Origin of the sequence: Pantoea sp. At-9b (genome assembly GCF_000175935.2) — a bacterium.
Classification (GTDB): domain Bacteria; phylum Pseudomonadota; class Gammaproteobacteria; order Enterobacterales; family Enterobacteriaceae; genus Pantoea.
Map to the genome: position 1 here is coordinate 2399072 of NC_014837.1, position 21776 is coordinate 2420847.

Here is a 21776-nt window from a genome sequence, read left to right on the forward strand (position 1 = left end):
CTTAAACGTCAGTTAACTACGGTAATCAGGGAATAATCGGGTTCGGCGTCATACAGCGCCCCAATGGCGGTGGGGATCACCCCGGCCAGCGTGGCGCAACGCTGGAAGGCTTCGATCTCAGAAGGCTGTACCGCCACCAGCAAACCGCCCGAGGTTTGCGGATCACACAGTAATGCGCGCGTCGCATCATCCATCGGCGAAATATGCTGACCATAACTGGCGAAGTTGCGGCTGGTGCCACCGGGAACCGCACCGGCGGCGATATAGCCATCGACACCCGGCAGGCGCGGCACCTGTGCGGCGATCACCTCAGCACGCAGACCTGAACCCTGGCAGATTTCGCTTAAATGCCCCAGCAGACCAAAACCGGTGACATCGGTCATGGCGGTCACACCGGCGAGATGGGCAAACTCTGCCCCCGCTTTATTAAGCTGACACATCACCTCCGCTGCCAGCGAGTGATGTTCCGGGCGCAATACGCCTTTTTTCTCCGCCGTGGTCAAGATACCAATGCCGAGCGGTTTGGTGAGGAATAACTGGCAACCGGCCTGCGCGGCACTATTCTTCTTCACGCGCGCGACATCGACGATGCCCGTCACAGCAAGACCAAAGATGGGTTCGGGGGAGTCAATTGAATGGCCACCCGCCAGCGCGATACCCGCCGCCTGGCACGCCGCCCGTCCCCCTTCGACCACTTGCTGCGCCACCTCAGGGCTGAGCACATTCACCGGCCAGCCAAGAATGGCGATCGCCATGATCGGCTTGCCGCCCATGGCATAGATATCGCTGATGGCATTGGTCGCAGCAATGCGGCCAAAGGTGTGGGGATCGTCCACGATCGGCATAAAAAAGTCGGTGGTGCTGACGACGGCGCGACCGTTACCCAAATCATAAACGGCGGCATCATCGCGGGTTTCGTTCCCTACCAGCAGGTGGGGATCATGGAAGGCGCCCAGCTCACTGCGCAGGATGGTTTCCAGCACCTGGGGCGAAATTTTGCAGCCACAGCCCGCGCCGTGGCTGTATTGGGTCAGGCGAACAGATTCACTCATGGCGGGTTCCTTATGCACTGGCAGATAGCGCTATGTTAGCCTGGCTGCCAGCCGGTGGTAAGGGGTGCGCGGTCACAGCTCGATCAATCGCACACGCGATGTGCAATTTTTGCAACGCCGCTCAGCCTGCCGTAGAAACCCGTCAGTGTCTGTCAGAAATAACTGACAAATTCCGCCGTGTCAGGGGGCAGAACCGTGGTGCTGGATTTTAACTGCGGCGTACCGAGATAGAGGAAACCGACAATGGCATCCTGTTCCCGGCAACCAAAGGCTTCACGCACCTGCGGGTGATCGGTCCAGGGTCCGCTACGCCAGATACCATTAAAGCCCTGCGCGGCGGCGGCCATTTGCATCGCCATGACGGCGCAACCGGCTGAAATCAACTGTTCCCAACGAGGCACTTTCGGGTGTGCTTCACAATGCGCCACCACGGTGATGATCATCGGCGCACGAAACGGCGACGAGCTGGCCTTCTCAATGGCTTTGTCATCCATCGCGCTGGCACGGGCAGCCTGCTCCAGCAGCTTACTCATCCGCTCACGCCCTTCGTTCTCTACGATGATGAAGCGCCAGGGTTGCAGCGTACCGTGATCCGGCGCACGCATCCCGGCGCGCAGGATGTTTTCCAGTACTTCACCCGCCGGGGCGGGTTCTGCCAAACGTGACGCCGAACGGCGATTAACTAACAAATCAAGTGCATCCATTATCTTCTCCCTTGAAATAAAACGTTGTCTAATCCTGGCATACCACGATCTTTTGTAACAGTCTGGCGCGATTTCCTGCTGACATTTAACACGCTGCTCTTTAGGATGTGGTCGATATCGGGGCGGCTGGCGTGCTGGCTGTCTTCGGCTACGTGAATATGGAGAGTCTATGCGCACATTGTGGCGAATTATTGCTGGCCTGTTCCGCTGGGGCTGGCGGGTGCTGAATTTTATCCGGGAATTTATCCTTAATTTATTTCTGATTGTGTTGATCCTCGCGGGCGTGGGGATCTGGTTACAGGTGAGTGGCTCCGGCAGCACCGAACCTGTTCAGCAGGGTGCGCTGAAAGTCGATCTGACCGGGGTACTGGTGGACAAACCGTCCGTCAGCAACCGCCTGAGCCGCATTGGCCGTCAACTGTTGGGCACCAGCAGTGATCGTCTCCAGGAAAACTCGCTGTTTGATGTGGTTGATGCGATTCGTCAGGCGAAGGGCGATAAGAACATCACCGGCATTGTGCTGGATCTGCGTGATTTTGCCGGTGGCGATCAGCCGTCACTGCAATACGTGGGTAAAGCACTGCGCGAATTCCGTGACAGCGGCAAACCGGTCTACGCGATAGGCGATAGCTACAGCCAGGCACAATATTATCTGGCGAGTTATGCCAACAAAGTGTATCTCTCGCCGCAGGGCACCGTGGATCTGCACGGTTTCGCCACTAACGGCCTGTACTACAAAACCTTGCTCGACAAGTTGAAGGTTAACTCACATGTTTTCCGCGTCGGCACCTATAAATCGGCGGTAGAACCGTTCCTGCGTGATGATATGTCACCGGAGGCACGCGATGCCGATAGCCGCTGGATCGGTCAGCTGTGGCAAAACTACCTGAACACCGTCTCCGCTAACCGTCAGATTACCCCGCAACAATTGTTCCCGGGTGCCGCTGGCATCATCAGCGGTTTGCAGGCGGTACAAGGTGATACGGCGAAATATGCGCTGAACAGCAAACTGGTGGATGCGCTGGAGAGCCGTGCCACGGCGGATCAGGAGCTGATCAAAACCTTCGGTTGGGATAAACAGAACAACGATTATCGTAACGTCAGCATTTACGATTATACCGTTAAGCAACCCACCCAACAGGATGGCAATATTGCCGTGGTAATGGCGAGTGGCGCGATCATGGACGGTGAAGAGACCGCCGGAAACGTCGGTGGCGACACCACTGCCGCGCAAATCCGTGATGCACGTCTGGACCCGAAAATTAAAGCGATCATTCTGCGAGTTAATAGCCCGGGTGGCAGCGTGACCGCGTCAGAAGCGATCCGCGAAGAACTGGCGGCTGCCCATGCGGCAGGCAAACCGGTCGTGGTGTCGATGGGCGGTATGGCAGCCTCTGGCGGCTACTGGATCTCCACCCCGGCGGATTACATTGTGGCGAACCCCAGCACCCTGACCGGCTCGATCGGCATCTTTGGCGTGATCAATACCGTTGAGAACAGCCTGAGTACCATTGGTGTACATACCGATGGCGTTGCTACCTCACCGCTGGCTGATGTTGCCACCACCAAAGCGTTACCGACAGAAGTGCAGCAACTGATGCAATTGACCATCGAGAACGGCTATCGCAACTTCGTTGGCTTAGTGGCGGCCTCACGGCATAAAACGCCAGAGCAGATCAATGAGATTGCCCAGGGCCATGTCTGGACCGGCAGCGATGCCAAAGCCAACGGTCTGGTGGATGCGTTAGGTGACTTTGATGACGCCGTCAGCAAAGCCGCTGAACTGGCAAAAATTACCACACCACAATTGAGCTGGTATCAGGATGATCCGGGGATGCTGGATCTGCTATTGAATCAGATGAGCGCATCCGCCAGCGCCATCATGCCGGAAGCGTTGAAAGTGTGGCTGCCGGCACCGATGCTGGATGTCATGAGCGCGATGAAAAAACAGCCCGGTCTGTTTGATAATCTTAACGATCCACAAAATCGTTACGCGTTCTGCCTGAACTGCGGCCAGGTAAAATAATCTTTACAGCCCGGCCGCTGGTCGGGCTGCTTTTCCCCGGTAATCCCCTTATACTGCGCGTTTTACGGCAAGTCTGAGTTCATTCATGCAAAAGAAAAATATCTACGTCGCCTACACGGGCGGAACCATTGGTATGCAGCGTTCGGCACACGGCTATATACCGGTTTCTGGCCATTTGCAGCAACAGTTGGCGAATATGCCCGAGTTCCATCGTCCGGAAATGCCCGATTTCACCATCCACGAATACCAGCCGTTGATGGATTCTTCCGACATGACGCCGGAAGACTGGCAGTCCATCGCCAATGACATCAAGCAGAATTACGATCAATACGATGGCTTTGTCATTCTGCATGGCACCGACACCATGGCATTCACGGCATCTGCCCTCTCCTTTATGCTGGAGAACCTCGCCAAGCCGGTGATTGTGACCGGTTCGCAGATTCCGCTGGCAGAATTGCGCTCAGACGGTCAGCAAAACCTGCTTAACTCATTGTATGTGGCGGCCAATTATCCGATTAATGAAGTCGCGCTATTCTTTAATAACACCCTGTTCCGTGGCAACCGCACCACCAAAGCCCATGCCGATGGCTTCAATGCGTTCGCCTCGCCTAACTTGTCGCCGCTGCTGGAAGCGGGTATCCATATTCGCCGCCTGAATACGCCACCCGCACCTCAAGGTTCAGGTGAGCTGATTGTTCATCCGATCACCCCGCAACCGATTGGCGTGGTAACGATTTATCCGGGGATTTCTGCCGAGGTGGTGCGTAACTTCCTGCGTCAGCCGGTTAAAGCCCTGATCCTGCGCTCTTATGGCGTCGGCAATGCCCCGCAAAACGCGGAGTTCCTGGCTGAGCTGCAACAGGCCAGCGATCGCGGCATTGTGGTGGTGAACCTGACGCAATGCATGTCCGGTAAGGTGAACATGGGCGGTTATGCCACAGGGAACGCGCTTGAGCACGCCGGGGTGATCAGTGGTTTTGATCTCACGGTGGAGGCAACATTAACAAAACTTCACTTTTTACTGAGTCAAAACCTCACCAGCGCGGAAATTCGTGCCAGAATGCAACAGAATTTACGTGGCGAACTGACAGAAGACTGATACGGAGCGAGATGTGATGAAGCGGGCATTGATAATCATCGATATACAGAACGATTTTTGCCCCGGCGGCCCCATGGCCGTGCGTGAAGGTGACCTAACCGTTGCCGTTGCGAATCGCTACGCACGTGAGTTTCGTGCCCGGGGCGAGTGTGTGGTGGCATTACAGGACTGGCATCCGAATAATCATGGCAGCTTTGCCTCGGTATCAGGCGAACCCGTCTATACCCTTGGCGAGCTGAACGGCCTGGCACAGATTTGGTGGCCGGATCACGGCATTCAGGGATCGGCTGGTGCTGATTTTCACCCTGACCTGGATCGCTCGCTGATCGATGCCGTGTTCCATAAAGGCGAAGATGTTGACGTTGACAGCTACAGCGCCTTTTTCGATAACGGCCACCGCCGCAAAACGGAGCTGGATAGCTGGTTGCGTGAGCGTGATATCAGCCATCTGGTGGTGCTGGGCCTGGCGACTGACTACTGCGTCAAATATAGCGTGCTGGATGCGCTGGAACTGGGCTACCAGGTTGAGGTAGTGGAAGAAGGCTGCCGTGGGGTCAATCTCAACCCTGAAGATAGCGACATTGCCATTGAGCAAATGCGTAACCAGGGTGCGGTCATTATCTGAAAAATCAGGGCTGGTTACGCCAGCCCTGCTGTTTTCATCAGTGCAGGTTAATGCGGGTCACATCCGTCTCAATACCGAACTCTTCTTTCAGTTCCTTTTTCGACTTCATCACCATCTCACCCCCTTTCCCGATGGTCATGTGTTGCGGCGCATCGTTGTGACGCGCCTGCCACAGCATCACCAGTTGCAGGCAGTTTTCACGCTGTTCGGGCGTCAGCGCCACACCATCTGGCCACTTGCCGGTTTCCACCGCGGTGGCAAGACGCTGGTAAACTTCTGGCGTCATCGCCGCCAACATCGCTTCCAGTTCCTGTTTCATGCTTACCCCTGTTGTTGATTGCCCTGCTCGTCGGTAAAGTTGAGCGAAGCCGAGTTCACACAGTAGCGCTCACCCGTGGGCTGCGGTCCGTCCGGGAACACATGTCCAAGATGCGCATCACAGTTGCCACAGCGGATTTCAACGCGGTGCATACCGTGAGAATCATCTTCCAGGTAACGGATAGCGTCATCGTTAACCGGCTGATAGAAGCTCGGCCAGCCGCAGCCAGAGTCATACTTGCTTTCAGAGAGGAACAGCGGCGCGTTACAAACCAGGCAGTGATAGATGCCCTCCTGCTTGTTATGCAGCAGGGCTCCAGTAAAAGGGGGTTCGGTTCCGCGATGCTGGGTTACATAGCGCTGCATTTCCGACAGCTGCGCGATTTTTTCCGCGGATGCGGTGTCTTTAGCCATTTTGGGATTCCGGAGTGTCATTCTGAAAAAATCGACTAGTATTCTAACAAATGAATAACATCATCCGGGTCTTTTTTCGTGCGAACACATCCCTCCTGTCGATGACCGCACGAATTTGTGATGCCGATCACCCTTTCGAACACGCATCCCTTTATAGTCAGCGATCGGCAAATCTGGCTTTGGAATAATCCGCGTTGCGCAAGCGTTTGCGCAACGAATAATTCCTGCAAGTGGAATTGACCTGTCGCAACAATTGACACGATTCCGCTTGACGCCTGGTAAGGTTTTTGTAATTTTACAGCCAACCTTTTATTCACTAACAAATAGCTGGTGGAATATATGACTATCAAAGTAGGTATCAACGGTTTTGGCCGTATCGGTCGCATCGTTTTCCGTGCTGCGCAGCAGCGTTCTGACATCGAAATCGTCGCGATCAACGACCTGCTGGACGCCGATTACATGGCTTACATGCTGAAGTATGACTCTACGCATGGTCGTTTCGACGGCACCGTAGAAGTTAAAGACGGCGCGCTGATTGTTAACGGTAAAAAAATCCGTGTTACCGCTGAGAAAGACCCGGCTAACCTGAAATGGGACGAAGTGGGCGTTGACGTTGTTGCTGAAGCAACCGGTATCTTCCTGACCGACGAAACCGCACGCAAACACATCGCAGCGGGCGCGAAAAAAGTGGTTCTGACTGGTCCGTCTAAAGATGACACCCCGATGTTCGTTCGTGGTGCTAACTTCGACAAATATGCCGGCCAGGACATCGTTTCTAACGCTTCCTGCACCACTAACTGCCTGGCACCGCTGGCAAAAGTGATCAACGACAAGTTCGGTATCGTTGAAGGTCTGATGACCACTGTTCACGCGACCACTGCGACCCAGAAAACCGTTGATGGCCCGTCTCACAAAGACTGGCGCGGCGGCCGTGGCGCTTCTCAGAACATCATCCCGTCTTCTACCGGTGCAGCTAAAGCTGTGGGTAAAGTTCTGCCAGAGCTGAACGGCAAACTGACCGGCATGGCGTTCCGTGTTCCGACCCCGAACGTCTCTGTTGTTGACCTGACCGTTCGTCTGGAAAAAGCGGCTTCTTACAAAGAAATTTGTGCAGCAATCAAAGCCGCTGCTGAAGGCGAAATGAAAGGCGTTCTGGGTTATGTTGAAGACGACGTTGTTTCTACCGATTTCAACGGCGAAATCCTGACTTCAGTATTCGATGCTAAAGCAGGTATCGCGCTGAACGACAACTTTGTGAAACTGGTTTCCTGGTACGATAACGAAACCGGTTACTCCAACAAGGTTCTCGATCTGATTGCTCTGGTTTCTGCTAAGTAAGATAACCAGTACAACAGATAGATCAGACAAGGGGCGACTTAGGTCGCCCTTTTTATTTGGCTAGCTTAAGAGAAGGATTTTGTATGCAAGAGTCACTTTTTTCGCTACCCGTAGTCCAGCAGATCACCCCTTATTTGTCTCAGCGCCAGATAGGTGAGCTGCCCGTGATTATCGTCAGCCATCCTCGCGTGCGCGCCGCCATTACCTTGCAGGGCGCACATCTGCTCGCCTGGCAACCCAGTGGGCAACAGCCCGTTCTGTGGCTCAGCGAGAAGACGCCGTTTGCCACCGGGAAAGCCATCCGTGGTGGTGTACCAATCTGTTGGCCGTGGTTTGGCCCGGCCGGTGAACCCGCGCACGGTTTTGCCCGTAATCAGCCCTGGACATTATCCGCGCATGACGAGAATGAAGAAGGCGTCATTCTGACCTTTGCGCTGGAGAGTAATCCACAAACCTTAAAACTCTGGCCGCACGATTTTACCCTGCTCGCGCGCTTCCGCATTGGTGCCCATTGCGAAATTGAGCTGGAAGCGCATGGCGATTTTGAGGCTACTGCGGCGCTGCACAGCTATTTCCAGGTAACGGACATTGCTCAAACAGAAGTCAGCGGCCTGGGTAACAGCTTCATCGATAAGGTGAATGACAGTGCGATTGGCGAATCAAACGGTAAGCAGACCTATCCCGGTCGCATCGATCGCGTCTTCACCGCGCCGGAAGATTACAGCGTGATTCATGATAAAGCGGGCAACCGTCAGATTGAGGTTTACCACCACTATCAAAGTGACGTTGTCACGTGGAATCCCGGGCCGGAATTATCGTGCAGCATGGCTGACATGGCGAATGACGGTTACAAAACCATGGTGTGCGTGGAAACCGCCCGTATTAATCAGCCGCTGGTGAGCGCCGGTGAATCCCCTGCCCGCCTGGCAACCACCTTCAGATTGCGCAGCAAAGCCTAATCAAGCGGCGCACCTGCGCCGCTAAACCACATCCAGCGGCAGTTTATCCTGGGGTGGTGGGAAAGCCTGGTTTAAGATTGCCAGCTGTTCACCGCTCAACTCGAGATTCAGTGCTGCCGCATTTTCCTGCACATGAGCCACACTGCTGGCTTTCGGGATAGCCATCACCCCCTCTTTGCGGATCACCCACGCCAGCAGCAGTTGCGCTACGCTAATGCCCTGCTGTTGTGCAATTTGCAGCACTCGCCGGTCACTGAACAACGCCTGACGCAGACGCCCCGCCTGGGCCAGCGGGCAATAAGCCATGATCGGCACCTCACGCAACTGGCATTCCGGCAGTAAATCATACTCAATGCCACGCGATGCCAGATGGTACAGCACCTGATTGGTCAGACAGGCTTCACCACCCGGCTCTCCCCACAGTTCCTGCATATCTTCGGTATCGAAGTTAGAGACCCCCCAACGCCGAATCTTGCCCTGCTGTTGCAATGTTTCCATCGCGCGGATGGTTTCCTCCAGCGGAATATTGCCACGCCAGTGCAGCAGATAAAGATCAAGATAATCAGTCTGTAAACGACGCAAGCTACGTTCGCAGGCGTCAATCGCGTCGACTTCCCCTGCATTCCACGGATAGACCTTCGATACCAGCCAGGCCTGGTCGCGTCGCCCTTTCAGCGCCTCGCCCACCACCCTTTCCGCACCACCTTCGGCATACATTTCGGCGGTATCAATCAGTTTAAGCCCCAGATCGAGGCCCGCCTGCAACGCGGCAACCTCCTGCTTGTGTGTCGCCGGGTTTTCTCCCATGTACCAGGTCCCCTGGCCAATCGCCGGCAGGGGAGATTCTCCTCTGAACTGAACCGTCTGCGTCATAGATCCTCCAAATGAACCAAAATGGTGCGCAATATTGGTGCAAGGTAACAAAAATGCCCCATATCAGGGCATTCCTTTGCAGCCATCAGAAGCTGTAGCTGATACCTGTCCAGAGCGTCACTTGTCCGCTCTTATTAACCATCGGACTGTCTTTGATGTCACTACCAAATCGCGTGTAACGACCGGATACCGTGGCGTTCCAGCTCTGACTAATCTGGTAGCTGGCGTTCATCTCCAGGTAGGGCGACCAGCTGTCATCCGGCTGATAACGCGCAATGCCGGTACGGGCGCTTTCCTGCGATGAGACGCCATAGTAGTAGCGGTTTTGGTTGGCGCTGTTCCATAAGGCACCGATGCCCGGTGTCAGGCTGAACCCACCAAAATCGAAACGGTATAACCAGGTCAGATCCCACATTAAACCGTTGCTGTTGTTGAGAACATCCCCCAACAGCGCGGTGCGTAAGATGCCCCATTGAGAGATATGACGATAGCTGGCACCCGCCATCAGCGTCATACGGCGCTTATCCAGCCGCTTCATATCGCTCAGATCGTTGTCTTTCGGGTCGTACTGTTGCGGCGAACCGAGCACCGTTAACGACAGCTGATCCTGCGGGTCATTCCACAGGTAGTAACCCGCCTGTAGGCTGTGGAACCAGAAGTTTTCGCCTTCGTAATTAATCACCGGCACCGGTATATAACGGTCCTGCCCACCGCGGTAAGGTGATTCGGCATAAATAACGGAAGCCCCGAGAGATAAGGGATCGGCATACGTGCTGAAAGCCGCAAAATAGCAGGGTGCGAGCAGAGCAAGCGCTTTAAGTTTGAAATGGTTCACAATTTATTCAGTCCATAAATATAACAATCACACGCAGAGTCTAACCAATTTCTCCACATGGTTTAACTTTTAATGAGGGTTGTTGTTCACCGCAGCAGAATTGTCTGAAACCATCGAGACCGCTGCGATTTGAGAGGTTAGCTCCTTGGGCCTTATGAGACTTTGTTATTGATATATCGCTAAATAAGGAGAAGAAACGGAGGAAATTTCTTAAATGCCTTCTACAGTTAAAAGTAAGACGAGACTTTTTGTACGAGCAGAGTAACCATAAGAATTGTGTATCCCGATAAAAAATCGTCAGGTTGGCATAAGGGTTGCTGTACTCAATAGAGAATATCTTCCGGGAGCTGCAAGAGCATCTTAATTACGCTCCTTTACCTGTGCTAAAAACGAAAGGACGGGCATCGCTATGAATATATTCGATCACTATCGTCAGCGTTATGAAGCTGCCAAGGACGAAGAGTTCACACTGCAGGAATTCCTCGCAATTTGTAAGCAGGATCGCAGTGCATACGCCAACGCTGCAGAGCGACTGTTGATGGCCATTGGTGAGCCGGTGATGGTTGATACTGCTCAGGAGCCACGCCTTTCCAGAATATTCTCGAATCGCGTCATTGGACGCTACCCTGCGTTTGAAGAGTTCTATGGCATGGAAGAAGCGATTGAACAAATCGTCTCTTACCTGAAACATGCCGCGCAAGGGCTGGAGGAGAAGAAACAGATCCTGTACCTGTTGGGTCCGGTAGGTGGCGGTAAATCATCCCTGGCTGAACGCCTCAAATCGTTGATGCAGCGCGTACCGATTTACGTGCTGAGCGCTGACGGTGAGCGCAGCCCGGTCAATGACCATCCGCTGTGCCTGTTTAATCCGCAGGAAGATGCGAACATTCTCGAAAAAGAGTATGGCGTACCCCGTCGTTACCTCGGCACCATTATGTCGCCGTGGGCTGCGAAACGCCTGCACGATTTCGGCGGCGATATTACCCGCTTCAAAGTGGTCAAAGTATGGCCATCCATCCTAGAACAGTTGGCGATTGCCAAAACTGAGCCAGGTGACGAAAACAACCAGGATATCTCTGCGCTGGTGGGTAAAGTGGATATCCGCAAACTGGAAAACCACGCACAGAACGATCCTGATGCCTATGGCTACTCCGGGGCCTTGTGCCGCGCTAACCAGGGCATCATGGAATTCGTGGAGATGTTTAAAGCACCGATTAAAGTGCTGCATCCGCTGCTGACCGCCACGCAGGAAGGGAACTACAACGGTACGGAAGGGATTTCGGCGCTGCCGTTTAACGGTATCATTCTGGCGCACTCCAACGAATCGGAGTGGGTGACCTTCCGTAACAACAAAAACAACGAGGCGTTCCTTGACCGTGTTTACATTGTCAAAGTGCCTTACTGCCTGCGCGTTTCCGAAGAGATTAAAATCTACGAGAAACTGCTTAACCACAGTGAACTGGCAACCGCGCCATGCGCACCAGGTACACTCGAAACCCTGGCCCGTTTCTCCATTCTGTCGCGTTTGAAAGAGCCGGAAAACTCCAGCATCTACTCAAAAATGCGCGTCTATGATGGCGAAACGTTGAAAGATACCGATCCGAAAGCCAAATCCTGGCAGGAGTATCACGACTACGCTGGCGTGGATGAAGGGATGAACGGTCTCTCAACCCGCTTTGCCTTTAAAATTCTGTCACGCGTGTTCAACTTCGACCATGCTGAAGTGGCCGCTAACCCGGTGCACCTGTTTTATGTGCTGGAACAGCAGATTGAACGTGAGCAGTTCCCGCAGGAGCAGGCGGAGAAATATCTGGAGCATTTGAAAGGCTATCTGATTCCGAAGTATGCGGAATTTATCGGTAAAGAGATTCAGACCGCCTATCTGGAGTCCTACTCCGAATACGGTCAGAACATTTTTGACCGTTATGTCACCTACGCCGACTTCTGGATTCAGGACCAGGAATACCGTGACCCGGATACCGGACAGCTGTTTGATCGCGAATCGCTGAACGCCGAGCTGGAGAAAATCGAGAAACCTGCCGGGATCAGTAACCCGAAAGATTTCCGTAACGAGATTGTCAACTTTGTGCTGCGCGCCCGTGCGCATAACAGTGGACGCAATCCGAACTGGACCAGCTACGAAAAACTGCGCACGGTTATCGAGAAGAAAATGTTCTCGAACACCGAAGAGTTGCTGCCGGTGATTTCGTTTAATACCAAAACCTCAACGGACGAACAGAAAAAACACGATGATTTTGTCGACCGCATGATGGAGAAAGGCTACACCCGCAAACAGGTGCGTTTGCTGTGTGAATGGTATCTCCGTGTGCGTAAATCGTCATAATTAGGTTTGTAAGCTAAACGGCGTTACGACGCCGGAAGAGGAAGGTCGGGCTTGCCCGACCTGGCTTGCACTGTAGTTTGGGGGAACTTTATGGCCTATTTCATCGATCGGCGTCTGAACGGCAAAAATAAAAGCGCGGTCAACCGGCAGCGCTTTCTGCGCCGTTACAAGTCGCAAATCAAGCAGTCGATCTCCGAGGCCATTAATAAGCGTTCGGTTACCGACGTGGAAAGCGGCGAGTCCGTCTCTATTCCGATTGAAGACATCAACGAGCCGATTTTCCATCAGGGTCGCGGCGGCAGCCGTCATCGCGTCCATCCCGGTAACGATCACTTTGTGCAGAACGACCGCGTTGAACGTCCCCAAGGTGGTGGCGGCGGCGGTGGTGGCGGCCAGGGCAATGCCAGTCAGGATGGTGAAGGCCAGGACGAGTTCGTCTTCCAGATTTCGAAAGATGAATACCTTGATCTGCTGTTTGAAGACCTTGCGCTGCCGAACCTGCGTAAGAATCAGCATCGTCAACTGAATGAATACAAAACCCATCGCGCTGGCTTCACCTCTAACGGGGTGCCCGCCAACATCAGCGTGGTGCGTTCACTGCAAAACTCGCTGGCGCGTCGTACCGCCATGACCGCGGGCAAACGCCGCATGCTGCATGAACTGGAAGCGACGCTGGATGAGGTGACGAAATCCGAACCTGCCCAGTTGCTGGAAGAAGAACGGCTGCGCAAAGAGATCGCCGAATTGCGCGCACGCATCGAGCGGGTGCCGTTTATCGATACCTTCGACCTGCGTTACAAAAATTTTGAGAAGCGTCCTGAGCCATCAAGCCAGGCGGTGATGTTCTGCCTGATGGATGTTTCGGGGTCAATGGACCAGGCCACCAAGGATATGGCGAAGCGTTTTTACATTCTGCTCTACCTGTTCCTGAGCCGAACCTACAAAAACGTCGATGTGGTCTATATCCGCCATCACACCCAGGCGAAAGAAGTGGATGAACAGGAGTTCTTCTACTCACAGGAAACCGGTGGCACCATCGTCTCCAGCGCACTTAAGTTGATGGATGAAGTGGTGAAAGAACGGTATGACCCGTCACAATGGAACATTTATGCGGCACAGGCATCGGATGGCGATAACTGGGCGGACGACTCCCCGTTATGCCATGAGATTCTGGCAAAAAACATCTTGCCGGTGGTGCGTTATTACAGCTATATCGAGATAACGCGCCGTGCGCACCAAACCCTGTGGCGTGAGTATGAACATTTGCAGGTGATGTTTGATAACTTCGCTATTCAGCACATCCGCGAGCCGGAAGATATTTACCCGGTATTTAGGGAGCTTTTCCACAAACAAGTGGCAGAATCCTGATAACAACAGCCGGTCACTGACCGGCTTTTTACTCTCTGCGCACCACTAAATCCCGCTGCAGCATGCAGATTTTGCTGGCAAATTTAACTACAGATGCCTCAACACCTGCCGATATTAAAAAATATGTCATTTTCCGCTGACAAGCTATTGATAAGGCATTATCTTTTGTCCTTGTCCGCGTGAAACCTACGCACGTTACCTTGATTGCCACCCGCCGCAGGAGAAAGCCGTTGAATGCCAGCATGGTTTACAGTTTGTTCATTATTGGTTCAGTGCTGGTCGCAGCAAGTATTCTGCTTAGCTCGTTTTCATCGCGCCTGGGTATACCGATTCTGGTGATCTTCCTCGCGCTGGGGATGCTGACCGGCGTCGATGGCATCGGTGGTATCGCGTTTGATAACTATCCGGTGGCCTACCTGGTTTCCAACCTGGCGCTGGCAATCATCCTGCTTGATGGTGGCATGCGTACCAAAGCCAGTTCATTCAAAGTGGCGCTCGGCCCGGCATTATCGCTGGCGACGGTTGGGGTGATGATCACCGCCGGTCTGACCGGGTTAGCTGCCGCCTGGCTGTTCCATCTCGACCTGATGCAGGGTTTTCTGATTGGCGCCATTATCGGTTCGACCGATGCCGCAGCGGTATTCTCCCTGCTCGGCGATAAAGGGTTGAACGAACGTGTCAGTGCCACGCTGGAAATTGAATCCGGCAGCAATGACCCGATGGCGGTGTTTCTGACCATCACCCTGATCGACATGATTCAACAGGGACAAACCGGTCTGAGCTGGATGTTTATCGTGCATCTGGTGCAACAATTTGGTCTGGGCATTGTGCTCGGACTGGGTGGCGGCTGGGCCTTACAGCAGTTGATCAACCGCATCAACCTCGCGCAGGGGCTGTATCCGTTGCTGGCGCTGAGCGGCGGTATCATTGTGTTTGCCCTCACCACCGTGATGGAAGGCAGCGGCATTCTGGCCGTGTATTTATGCGGTTTTCTGTTAGGCAACAGCCCGATTCGCAACCGTCATGGCATCCTGCAAACCTTCGATGGCATGGCATGGCTGAGTCAGATTGGCATGTTTATCGTGCTGGGTCTGTTGGTGACGCCGTCCGATTTGTGGCATATCGCCATTCCGGCGATGTTGCTGTCGCTGTGGCTGATTCTGGTGGCGCGCCCCTTGTCCATTCTGGTGGGATTGCTGCCGTTTAAGGGCTTTACCGGGCGCGAGCGCATTTTTATCAGCTGGGTTGGCTTACGCGGTGCCGTGCCGATCATCCTGGCGGTGTTCCCGATGATGGCCGGGCTGGAGAATTCATCACTTTACTTCAACATCGCCTTCTTTGTGGTGTTGGTCTCCCTGATGCTGCAGGGCACGTCACTTGGCTTTGCCGCGCGTAAAGCTAAAGTGGTGGTTCCGCCGACCGCGTCGCCGATTAGCCGGGTCGGCCTGGATATTCATCCTGAGAACCCGTGGGAGCAATTCGTCTATCAACTGAGCGCCGATAAATGGTGTATCGGTGCCGCCCTACGTGATTTGCAAATGCCGCGCGAAACGCGCATCGCTGCGTTATTTCGAGACAACGTCTTAATGCATCCCAACGGTAGCACGCGCCTTAAAGAAGGCGATGTGTTATGTGTGATTGGTCGTGAGCGCGATCTCCCTGCCCTCGGTAAAATGTTCAGTCAGTCGCCACCTGTCGCGTTGGACCAGCGTTTCTTTGGTGACTTTATTCTGGATGCCGATGCCCGGTTACGCGATGTGGCACAAATCTACGGACTGGATTTGGATGAAGAGACCAACGATCAGCAGTCATTGGGGCAGTTAGTAATGTCATTGCTGGGCAGCACGCCGGTGGTTGGCGACCAGGTCGAATGGAACCAGCTTACCTGGACCGTGGCAGAGAAAGAGGACAACCACATCCTTAAAATTGGGGTGCGTCCGGCGGAAGAGAAGGAATAATCCGAACGCATTCGATTCGTAAAGCCTGCCAGAGCGACTATGATCACTATTCCACCCTGCTCAAACGGGAGAATACGATGGGACATGTGGTTAAGATTGGGCGTTACGAGATCATCGATGCGGAATTGAACGCAGGAAAGCTCGAAACCGTCAGCATCCCCTGCCTGACCAATCCCGGCCTGAGTTATCAGCTCGATGGCTGGGATCATGAGACCAGTGTACCGGCGTGGATTGATGGCAACCCTGTCGATTTGGAGATCGGACACTATGACAAGCAGCAAGACCGCTGGGTATTAAAGAAACCTGCCTGAGCCAATTTATACCGCCATACGCTTCATATGGCGGTTATTCCTAAAAGCAGTCTTAAAATGAAGCGGCATATTGGATAATTTTTTGATTTTATCCTTTTTATTCAATGCGTTAAATCGACATTTCCGCAGGCAATTCTTGCCTTTTCAGACTAAGTCCATATTAACGCCATCAACTATCTCCTGCATACTCATAAACGTTGCTGCATAATTTTGTGACGAAAATCACGCCACAAACGGTCCTTATCGTGCAGCGCTTCTGGCAACGTTGATTTATATCCCGCTGAAATATCGCCCTTTCTTTTTTCAGCGGTCCACACCTGAGCGCGTACTTGATTCTGGTCAGGCCATCTTTTACTTAAGAAAAGAGAGCAGGTTTTATGGCAAGTACATTGGTAATAAACAATGCAGCCCGCTCATGGAGCGGCTTGCGAAAAAATATCATTGCAAAAATAGCCCTAAGCATTTCTGATTTAATTGCACTGAATCTGGCACTTTTTTTATCCGCCGCCACTATCCAGGGGATTTGGGGAGAACTGGACACCTTTATTCCACCGCAACAAATTGAATATCGCTTCATCGCTCAGCTCGGCCTTTCACTGCTTTGTACCCTATGGTTTTGGGTGCGCCTCCGTCATTACACCTATCGCAAACCCTTTTGGTTCGAACTGAAAGAAATCGTCAAAACCCTGTTTGTGTTCTCTTTACTCGACCTGGCGCTGATTGCCTTCTCAAAATGGGACTTCTCGCGCATGGTGTGGTTGTTCAGCTGGAGCTATGCCCTGCTGCTGCTGCCGCTAATGCGTGCTGGCGTGAAACGCGCCATTAATCGCGCCGGACAATGGCAAAAAGAGACCATTATTATCGGTTCCGGGAAAAATGCTCTCGAAGCTTATGCTGCCCTGCAAAGTGAGGAGATTCTTGGCTATAACGTGCAGGCGTTTATTGCCCTCGAAGACGACAAACGCCCGGAACATGTCAATGGCGTGCCAGTGATTACCTGGGAAGATATTAACTGGCAAACCATGGATCGGGACAACACCCAATTTATCGTCGCCACCGAGTTCGAACAGCAGGTGGTGCGTGATAAATGGCTGAAGTTCCTGTCGAAAATGCAGTGCCGTTCGGTTTCTGTCATCCCGACACTGCGCGGTGTCCCGCTGTATGGTACGGATATGTCATTCATCTTCAGCCATGAAGTGATGATCCTGCGCGTCAGCAATAATCTGGCCAAACGGTCTTCGCGTTTCCTCAAGCGTAGCTTCGATATTATCGTCGCTTCGTTGCTGTTGCTGTTCCTTGCTCCCGTGTTTGCGCTGCTGTGTTGGATGGTGAAGCGCGACGGCGGCAACGCGATCTACGGTCATGAGCGAGTGGGCTTCGAAGGCAAGAAATTTCACTGCCTGAAATTCCGTTCGATGGTGACCAATTCCCAGGAAGTGCTGCAACAGCTGCTGGCGACCAGTGAGGAAGCGCGTGCCGAATGGGATCGCGACTTCAAACTGAAAAACGATCCACGCATTACCAAAATTGGCGGCTTCCTGCGTAAAACCAGCCTCGATGAATTACCGCAGCTGTGGAACGTAATCCGTGGCGAAATGAGTCTGGTGGGGCCGCGTCCGGTCATTGAGGCCGAACTGGAACGTTACGCCGGGGACGTGGATTACTATCTGATGGCGAAACCGGGTATGACGGGTTTATGGCAGGTAAGTGGCCGTAATGATATCGACTACGATACCCGTGTCTATTTTGACTCCTGGTATGTTAAGAACTGGGCACTGTGGACAGATATCGCCATCCTGTTCAAGACCGCAGGTGTGGTTCTGCGTCGCGACGGCGCCTACTGATACCCTCGACGCGATGTCTGTTGCCGTCTGGCAGACATCGCTTTTTTTAATCCTTTCTTTTTTCCTGCTGAATCATTACCCTTCCCGCTCGATTAACAGGATGTTTCTGGTTTGTGATGCAAAAATTTACCCTGCTGCTTCTGAGCCTGGTGCTACTGGCACCGCTCGGCATTGATCTCTATCTGCCAACGCTACCGCAAATTGCCGAAGGGCTAAACAGCCCGGTGAGTCTGATCCAGACCACTATCCCACTGTTCTTACTGGTGATGGGGATCGGTCAACTGGTTACCGGACCGCTGGTGGATAACTTTGGCCGTAAACCCATCGCGCTGATTGGGCTGGCGCTCTATATCATCGGTAGCGCCGTGGCCGCCACCGCCAGCGTCTGGCCGATGTTTATGCTGGCACGCCTGATTCAGGGCTGTGCGGTGTGTTGCACCGCAGTGGTGGCGTTCAGCGGCGTTCGCGACCGACTGAGCGGTGAAGCCGCCGCGCGCGCCTACGGCTTTCTCAATGGTGCACTGAATATCGTTCCCGCCCTGGCACCGCTGCTGGGTGGGTTGCTGGCTGATGCCTGGGGCTGGCGTGCGCCCTTCTGGTTCTTGTCACTTTACGCCGTGGTGATTACCGCGATCGTGCTGCTGTGGTTACCGGAAACCCGACCGGCTAATACGCTGCGTGTTGCCGGACTGCCGCTGGCGCAGTACCTCGCGATTGCCCGTGAGCCGCGTTTTCTTGCTTTCGCCTTTGCCAATGCAGGCGCACTCGGCATGGTGCTGACCTATGTATCGCTGGCACCCCATGTGTTGATGACCGAAGGTGGACTGACGCCACTGCAATTCTCCTTTGCCTTTGGTGCCAACGGCTTTTGGATCATGCTGGTCAGTGCCTTCGTGAATAAAACCATTCGCAAAGCCGGACGTCCGTTTTGTCTTGCGATGGGCTTTGTCGCCATGCTGGTCGGGGCGCTGCTGCTGACCGCTGGCATGACGCTGTTCCCGGCTGCCTGGCAAACGCACTGGTCGTTGTACATGATCCCGGTTGCCATCTCCGTCGCTGGTTTGGCCTTTACCGTCGGTCCGGCCACCAGCTATGCGCTGGAACCGTATCAGCAGCAGGCAGGCGTCGCTGCGGCATTACAGGGATTTATTCAGATGGCGTGCGGTGCGGGCGGCAGCCTGTTGGTGGTTGCCCTACCGTTGGCGGAGAAATCAGCGCTGGCGCTGATGATGCTGGCGGGTGCAGCGCTGGCGTTGATCGCCTGGCGCTGCAGTAAACGTATGCACGGTTCGCTAACCGCGGTTAAATAATTTCCACCGGAACGCGTGGTGCCAATGCGCACATCAACTCGTAGCCCACCGTTCCGGCGGCTTTTGCCACGTCATCGATCTTCACCTGCTCGCCCCACAGTTCCACTTTCGAACCAATGCCTGCCTGCGGACAAGGTTCGAGATCAATCATGATCATATCCATTGAAATCGCCCCAACGGTACGCGTCATGACCCCGTCCACGCTCACCGGCGTGCCCGTTGGCGCATGGCGTGGATACCCATCCGCATAGCCACAGGCCACCACACCAATGCGCTGTGCTGCGGAAGCATGGTAGCGATAACCATAACCGACGCCATCACCCGCCTGTAATTGTTGAATACCGATGATCTCACTGGTGAGCGTCATCACTGGTGTAAGCCCGGTGCTGGCAATATCCTGCCAGTTGCCGCTCGGCGAAGCACCGTACAACACGATGCCTGGACGAACCCAGTCAAAATGCGCTTCGGGATGCCACAAGGTTGCCGCCGAATTCGACAGCGAACGTGGGCAATTCAGCCCTTCAGCCGCACGCTCAATGCGTTTCATCGGTTCGATGATCCCCTGCGGATTCTCTGCATCAGCAAAGTGCGCCATCAGCGTCATCTCACCGACATTCGCTAACCCCCGCAGTGCCTGCCAGGCGGCGTTCACCTGCTCAGGGCGGAAACCGAGACGGTTCATACCACTGTTAACTTTCACGTAGATATCAATGGGCGCAGAGAGTTGCGCCTGCGCCAGCGCCTGGATCTGCCAGTTGCTGTGCACGCTGGTGGTCAGGCGATAACGATCAATCAGTTGCAGATCTTCAGCGTGGAAGAAACCTTCCAGCAGTAAAATCGGTTTTTTCCAGCCCTGCTCGCGCAGCAGGATAGCTTCTTCCATGTTCAGTAGCGCGAAACCGTCGGTTTCGGCCAGGCTCTGCCAGACGCGGCGGATACCATGACCATAAGCGTTAGCCTTCACCACAGACCAGATACGTGATGCGGGTGCCGCTTGACGAACGACGGCGAGATTATGTCGCAGCGCCTGTTGATTAATGGTGGCGACAATCGGACGTGACATGCTGTTACTCTCCCTGAATGCTTAACGCGCTGCGTCAGCGTTACGCAACGGCGAAGTGTTAGGCGCGAAACCCGGTAAATAGCGCAGCACTGACAAATCGTCAGCAGCGATGGCCGGTTTCTGCCCGGAAATCAGATCGGCCAGCAACTGGCCGGAACCACAGGCCATCGTCCATCCCAGCGTACCATGACCGGTATTAAGATAGAGATTAGAGATCGGGGTCCGTCCGACAATCGGGGTGCCGTCCGGCGTCATCGGACGCAATCCGCTCCAGAATGTGGCCTGTTCAACATAACCGCCTTCAGGATAGAGATCGCTGACCACCATCTCCAGCGTTTCACGACGTGCCGGTAACAGTTTGGTGTTAAAACCAACAATTTCCGCCATGCCGCCCACGCGGATGCGATCGTCAAAGCGTGTGACGGCAACTTTGTAGGTCTCATCCAGAATGGTGGACACCGGGGCGGCGGCGGCATTTTTAATCGGAATGGTCAGCGAATACCCTTTCAGCGGATAGACCGGAATGGTGACGATATCTTTCAGCAACGCGGTCGAGTAAGAACCAAACGCCACCACGTAAGCATCAGCCTTGATCACCTCATCACCGCACTTCACACCGTAAATACGGTTTCCTTCACGCAGCAGGTGATCAACCGGAGTATCAAAGCGGAAGGTGACACCTGCGGCCTGCGCCATCGCCGCCAGCCGTTGGGTAAACAGCTGGCAATCGCCGGTTTCATCATTGGGCAGACGCAAACCGCCGGTCAGTTTATGGGCGGTCGCCGCCAGCGCCGGTTCAACATTCGCCAGCTCATGGGATTCCAGCAACTGGTATGGCACGCCGGCCTCTTTTAACACGGCAATATCTTTGCTGGCGCTTTCGAATTGCTGCCGGGTGCGGAACAGTTGCAACGTGCCGCCCTGACGGCCTTCATAAGCAATGCCAGTGGATTCACGTAAGGCTTTCAGACAGTCGCGGCTGTATTCCGCAATCCGCACCATCCGGCTTTTATTTTCCTGATAGTGGCGCATATCGCAGTTGCGCAGCATGTTCCACATCCATTCCAACTGGAAGCGGCTGCCATCAAGGCGGATCGCCAGAGGAGCGTGACGCTGGAACATCCATTTCACCGCCTTAAGTGGCACGCCAGGCGCAGCCCAGGGCGCTGCATAGCCGGGGGATATTTGTCCGGCATTGCCCGCGCTGGTTTCCAGCGCTGCTCCCGGCTGACGATCAATGACGGTTACCTCATGACCGGCCTGCGCCAGATACCAGGCGCTTGCGACGCCAACCACACCACTTCCCAGAATCACTACGCGCATAAGACCCTCGCC

The 21776-nt window shown here is 54.1% G+C and carries 19 protein-coding genes; 11 read left to right on the forward strand and 8 right to left on the reverse strand.

Going from position 1 to position 21776, the window contains the following annotated elements:
• Nucleotides 1-8: 8 nt before the first annotated feature.
• Entirely contained in the window at nt 9-1052 is a 1044-nt protein-coding gene (gene selD / locus PAT9B_RS11095; protein ID WP_013509360.1) for a selenide, water dikinase SelD, read from the reverse strand.
• A gap of 152 nt (nt 1053-1204) precedes the next feature.
• Nucleotides 1205-1756 carry an NAD(P)H nitroreductase gene (locus PAT9B_RS11100; RefSeq protein WP_013509361.1) on the reverse strand — a complete coding sequence of 184 codons (552 nt, stop codon included), beginning with the start codon at nt 1754-1756 and terminating at the stop codon, nt 1205-1207.
• 169 nt (nt 1757-1925) lie between these two features.
• Here PAT9B_RS11100 and sppA point away from each other — a divergent pair, with 169 nt between their 5' ends.
• The 3 genes from sppA to pncA all read left to right on the forward strand — a co-directional run bounded on the left by sppA (nt 1926) and on the right by pncA (nt 5506).
• Nucleotides 1926-3782 carry a signal peptide peptidase SppA gene (gene sppA, locus PAT9B_RS11105; protein ID WP_013509362.1) on the forward strand — a complete coding sequence of 619 codons (1857 nt, stop codon included), beginning with the start codon at nt 1926-1928 and terminating at the stop codon, nt 3780-3782.
• 85 nt (nt 3783-3867) lie between these two features.
• Nucleotides 3868-4881: an asparaginase gene (gene ansA, locus PAT9B_RS11110; protein WP_013509363.1), complete on the forward strand. Its 1014-nt coding sequence runs from the start codon at nt 3868-3870 to the stop codon at nt 4879-4881.
• Between the two features lie 16 nt (nt 4882-4897).
• A complete protein-coding gene (gene pncA, locus PAT9B_RS11115) occupies nt 4898-5506 on the forward strand; it encodes a bifunctional nicotinamidase/pyrazinamidase (protein ID WP_013509364.1) in 609 nt (202 codons plus the stop codon).
• A gap of 37 nt (nt 5507-5543) precedes the next feature.
• Here the strand turns inward: pncA and PAT9B_RS11120 are convergent, their stop codons facing one another.
• Together PAT9B_RS11120 and msrB are read right to left on the reverse strand one after the other, a co-directional pair.
• On the reverse strand, nt 5544-5825 hold the full coding sequence (locus PAT9B_RS11120; RefSeq protein ID WP_013509365.1) for a YeaC family protein: 282 nt from the start codon (nt 5823-5825) through the stop codon (nt 5544-5546).
• 2 nt (nt 5826-5827) lie between these two features.
• Nucleotides 5828-6238, reverse strand: coding sequence for a peptide-methionine (R)-S-oxide reductase MsrB (gene msrB, locus PAT9B_RS11125; RefSeq protein ID WP_013509366.1), 411 nt, complete (start codon nt 6236-6238; stop codon nt 5828-5830).
• 339 nt (nt 6239-6577) lie between these two features.
• Here msrB and gapA point away from each other — a divergent pair, with 339 nt between their 5' ends.
• Nucleotides 6578-7576, forward strand: coding sequence for a glyceraldehyde-3-phosphate dehydrogenase (gene gapA / locus PAT9B_RS11130; RefSeq protein ID WP_013509367.1), 999 nt, complete (start codon nt 6578-6580; stop codon nt 7574-7576).
• An 83-nt stretch (nt 7577-7659) separates the two neighbouring features.
• Entirely contained in the window at nt 7660-8535 is an 876-nt protein-coding gene (locus PAT9B_RS11135) for a D-hexose-6-phosphate mutarotase (protein WP_013509368.1), read from the forward strand.
• A gap of 21 nt (nt 8536-8556) precedes the next feature.
• Here the strand turns inward: PAT9B_RS11135 and PAT9B_RS11140 are convergent, their stop codons facing one another.
• Nucleotides 8557-9408, reverse strand: coding sequence for an aldo/keto reductase (locus tag PAT9B_RS11140; protein ID WP_013509369.1), 852 nt, complete (start codon nt 9406-9408; stop codon nt 8557-8559).
• Between the two features lie 85 nt (nt 9409-9493).
• Complete coding sequence (locus PAT9B_RS11145) at nt 9494-10243, reverse strand: MipA/OmpV family protein (protein ID WP_013509370.1); 750 nt, start codon at nt 10241-10243, stop codon at nt 9494-9496.
• A 409-nt stretch (nt 10244-10652) separates the two neighbouring features.
• On the opposite strand from PAT9B_RS11145, the gene yeaG reads away from it, so the two are divergent.
• The 6 genes from yeaG (at nt 10653) to PAT9B_RS11175 (ending at nt 19378) form a co-directional block, all read left to right on the forward strand.
• The gene (gene yeaG, locus PAT9B_RS11150; protein WP_013509371.1) at nt 10653-12587 is read left to right on the forward strand and encodes a protein kinase YeaG; all 1935 of its coding nucleotides are present in this window, start codon (nt 10653-10655) and stop codon (nt 12585-12587) included.
• A 90-nt stretch (nt 12588-12677) separates the two neighbouring features.
• Nucleotides 12678-13955 (forward strand): YeaH/YhbH family protein, encoded by a 1278-nt coding sequence (locus tag PAT9B_RS11155; RefSeq protein WP_013509372.1) that lies wholly within the window; start codon nt 12678-12680, stop codon nt 13953-13955.
• Between the two features lie 230 nt (nt 13956-14185).
• On the forward strand, nt 14186-15913 hold the full coding sequence (locus tag PAT9B_RS11160; protein ID WP_013509373.1) for a potassium/proton antiporter: 1728 nt from the start codon (nt 14186-14188) through the stop codon (nt 15911-15913).
• A gap of 77 nt (nt 15914-15990) precedes the next feature.
• A complete protein-coding gene (locus tag PAT9B_RS11165) occupies nt 15991-16224 on the forward strand; it encodes a DUF1480 family protein (RefSeq protein WP_013509374.1) in 234 nt (77 codons plus the stop codon).
• 377 nt (nt 16225-16601) lie between these two features.
• The gene (wbaP, locus tag PAT9B_RS11170) at nt 16602-18068 is read left to right on the forward strand and encodes an undecaprenyl-phosphate galactose phosphotransferase WbaP (protein ID WP_013509375.1); all 1467 of its coding nucleotides are present in this window, start codon (nt 16602-16604) and stop codon (nt 18066-18068) included.
• A gap of 116 nt (nt 18069-18184) precedes the next feature.
• Entirely contained in the window at nt 18185-19378 is a 1194-nt protein-coding gene (locus PAT9B_RS11175) for a multidrug effflux MFS transporter (RefSeq protein ID WP_013509376.1), read from the forward strand.
• Here the strand turns inward: PAT9B_RS11175 and dadX are convergent.
• On the reverse strand, nt 19371-20441 hold the full coding sequence (dadX, locus tag PAT9B_RS11180; RefSeq protein WP_013509377.1) for a catabolic alanine racemase DadX: 1071 nt from the start codon (nt 20439-20441) through the stop codon (nt 19371-19373). The genes PAT9B_RS11175 and dadX overlap by 8 nt on opposite strands.
• A 21-nt stretch (nt 20442-20462) precedes the next feature.
• A complete protein-coding gene (locus PAT9B_RS11185; protein WP_013509378.1) occupies nt 20463-21764 on the reverse strand; it encodes a D-amino acid dehydrogenase in 1302 nt (433 codons plus the stop codon).
• Nucleotides 21765-21776 lie beyond the last annotated feature (12 nt).

Excerpts from the sequence above, each read along its gene's own strand:
- selD (WP_013509360.1), bottom strand. The coding sequence starts at position 1,052 with ATGAGTGAATCTGTTCGCCTGACCCAATACAGCCACGGCGCGGGCTGT.
- PAT9B_RS11100 (WP_013509361.1), bottom strand. The coding sequence starts at position 1,756 with ATGGATGCACTTGATTTGTTAGTTAATCGCCGTTCGGCGTCACGTTTG.
- sppA (WP_013509362.1), top strand. The coding sequence starts at position 1,926 with ATGCGCACATTGTGGCGAATTATTGCTGGCCTGTTCCGCTGGGGCTGG.
- ansA (WP_013509363.1), top strand. The coding sequence starts at position 3,868 with ATGCAAAAGAAAAATATCTACGTCGCCTACACGGGCGGAACCATTGGT.
- pncA (WP_013509364.1), top strand. The coding sequence starts at position 4,898 with ATGAAGCGGGCATTGATAATCATCGATATACAGAACGATTTTTGCCCC.
- PAT9B_RS11120 (WP_013509365.1), bottom strand. The coding sequence starts at position 5,825 with ATGAAACAGGAACTGGAAGCGATGTTGGCGGCGATGACGCCAGAAGTT.
- msrB (WP_013509366.1), bottom strand. The coding sequence starts at position 6,238 with ATGGCTAAAGACACCGCATCCGCGGAAAAAATCGCGCAGCTGTCGGAA.
- gapA (WP_013509367.1), top strand. The coding sequence starts at position 6,578 with ATGACTATCAAAGTAGGTATCAACGGTTTTGGCCGTATCGGTCGCATC.
- PAT9B_RS11135 (WP_013509368.1), top strand. The coding sequence starts at position 7,660 with ATGCAAGAGTCACTTTTTTCGCTACCCGTAGTCCAGCAGATCACCCCT.
- PAT9B_RS11140 (WP_013509369.1), bottom strand. The coding sequence starts at position 9,408 with ATGACGCAGACGGTTCAGTTCAGAGGAGAATCTCCCCTGCCGGCGATT.
- yeaG (WP_013509371.1), top strand. The coding sequence starts at position 10,653 with ATGAATATATTCGATCACTATCGTCAGCGTTATGAAGCTGCCAAGGAC.
- PAT9B_RS11155 (WP_013509372.1), top strand. The coding sequence starts at position 12,678 with ATGGCCTATTTCATCGATCGGCGTCTGAACGGCAAAAATAAAAGCGCG.
- PAT9B_RS11165 (WP_013509374.1), top strand. The coding sequence starts at position 15,991 with ATGGGACATGTGGTTAAGATTGGGCGTTACGAGATCATCGATGCGGAA.
- wbaP (WP_013509375.1), top strand. The coding sequence starts at position 16,602 with ATGGCAAGTACATTGGTAATAAACAATGCAGCCCGCTCATGGAGCGGC.
- PAT9B_RS11175 (WP_013509376.1), top strand. The coding sequence starts at position 18,185 with ATGCAAAAATTTACCCTGCTGCTTCTGAGCCTGGTGCTACTGGCACCG.
- dadX (WP_013509377.1), bottom strand. The coding sequence starts at position 20,441 with ATGTCACGTCCGATTGTCGCCACCATTAATCAACAGGCGCTGCGACAT.
- PAT9B_RS11185 (WP_013509378.1), bottom strand. The coding sequence starts at position 21,764 with ATGCGCGTAGTGATTCTGGGAAGTGGTGTGGTTGGCGTCGCAAGCGCC.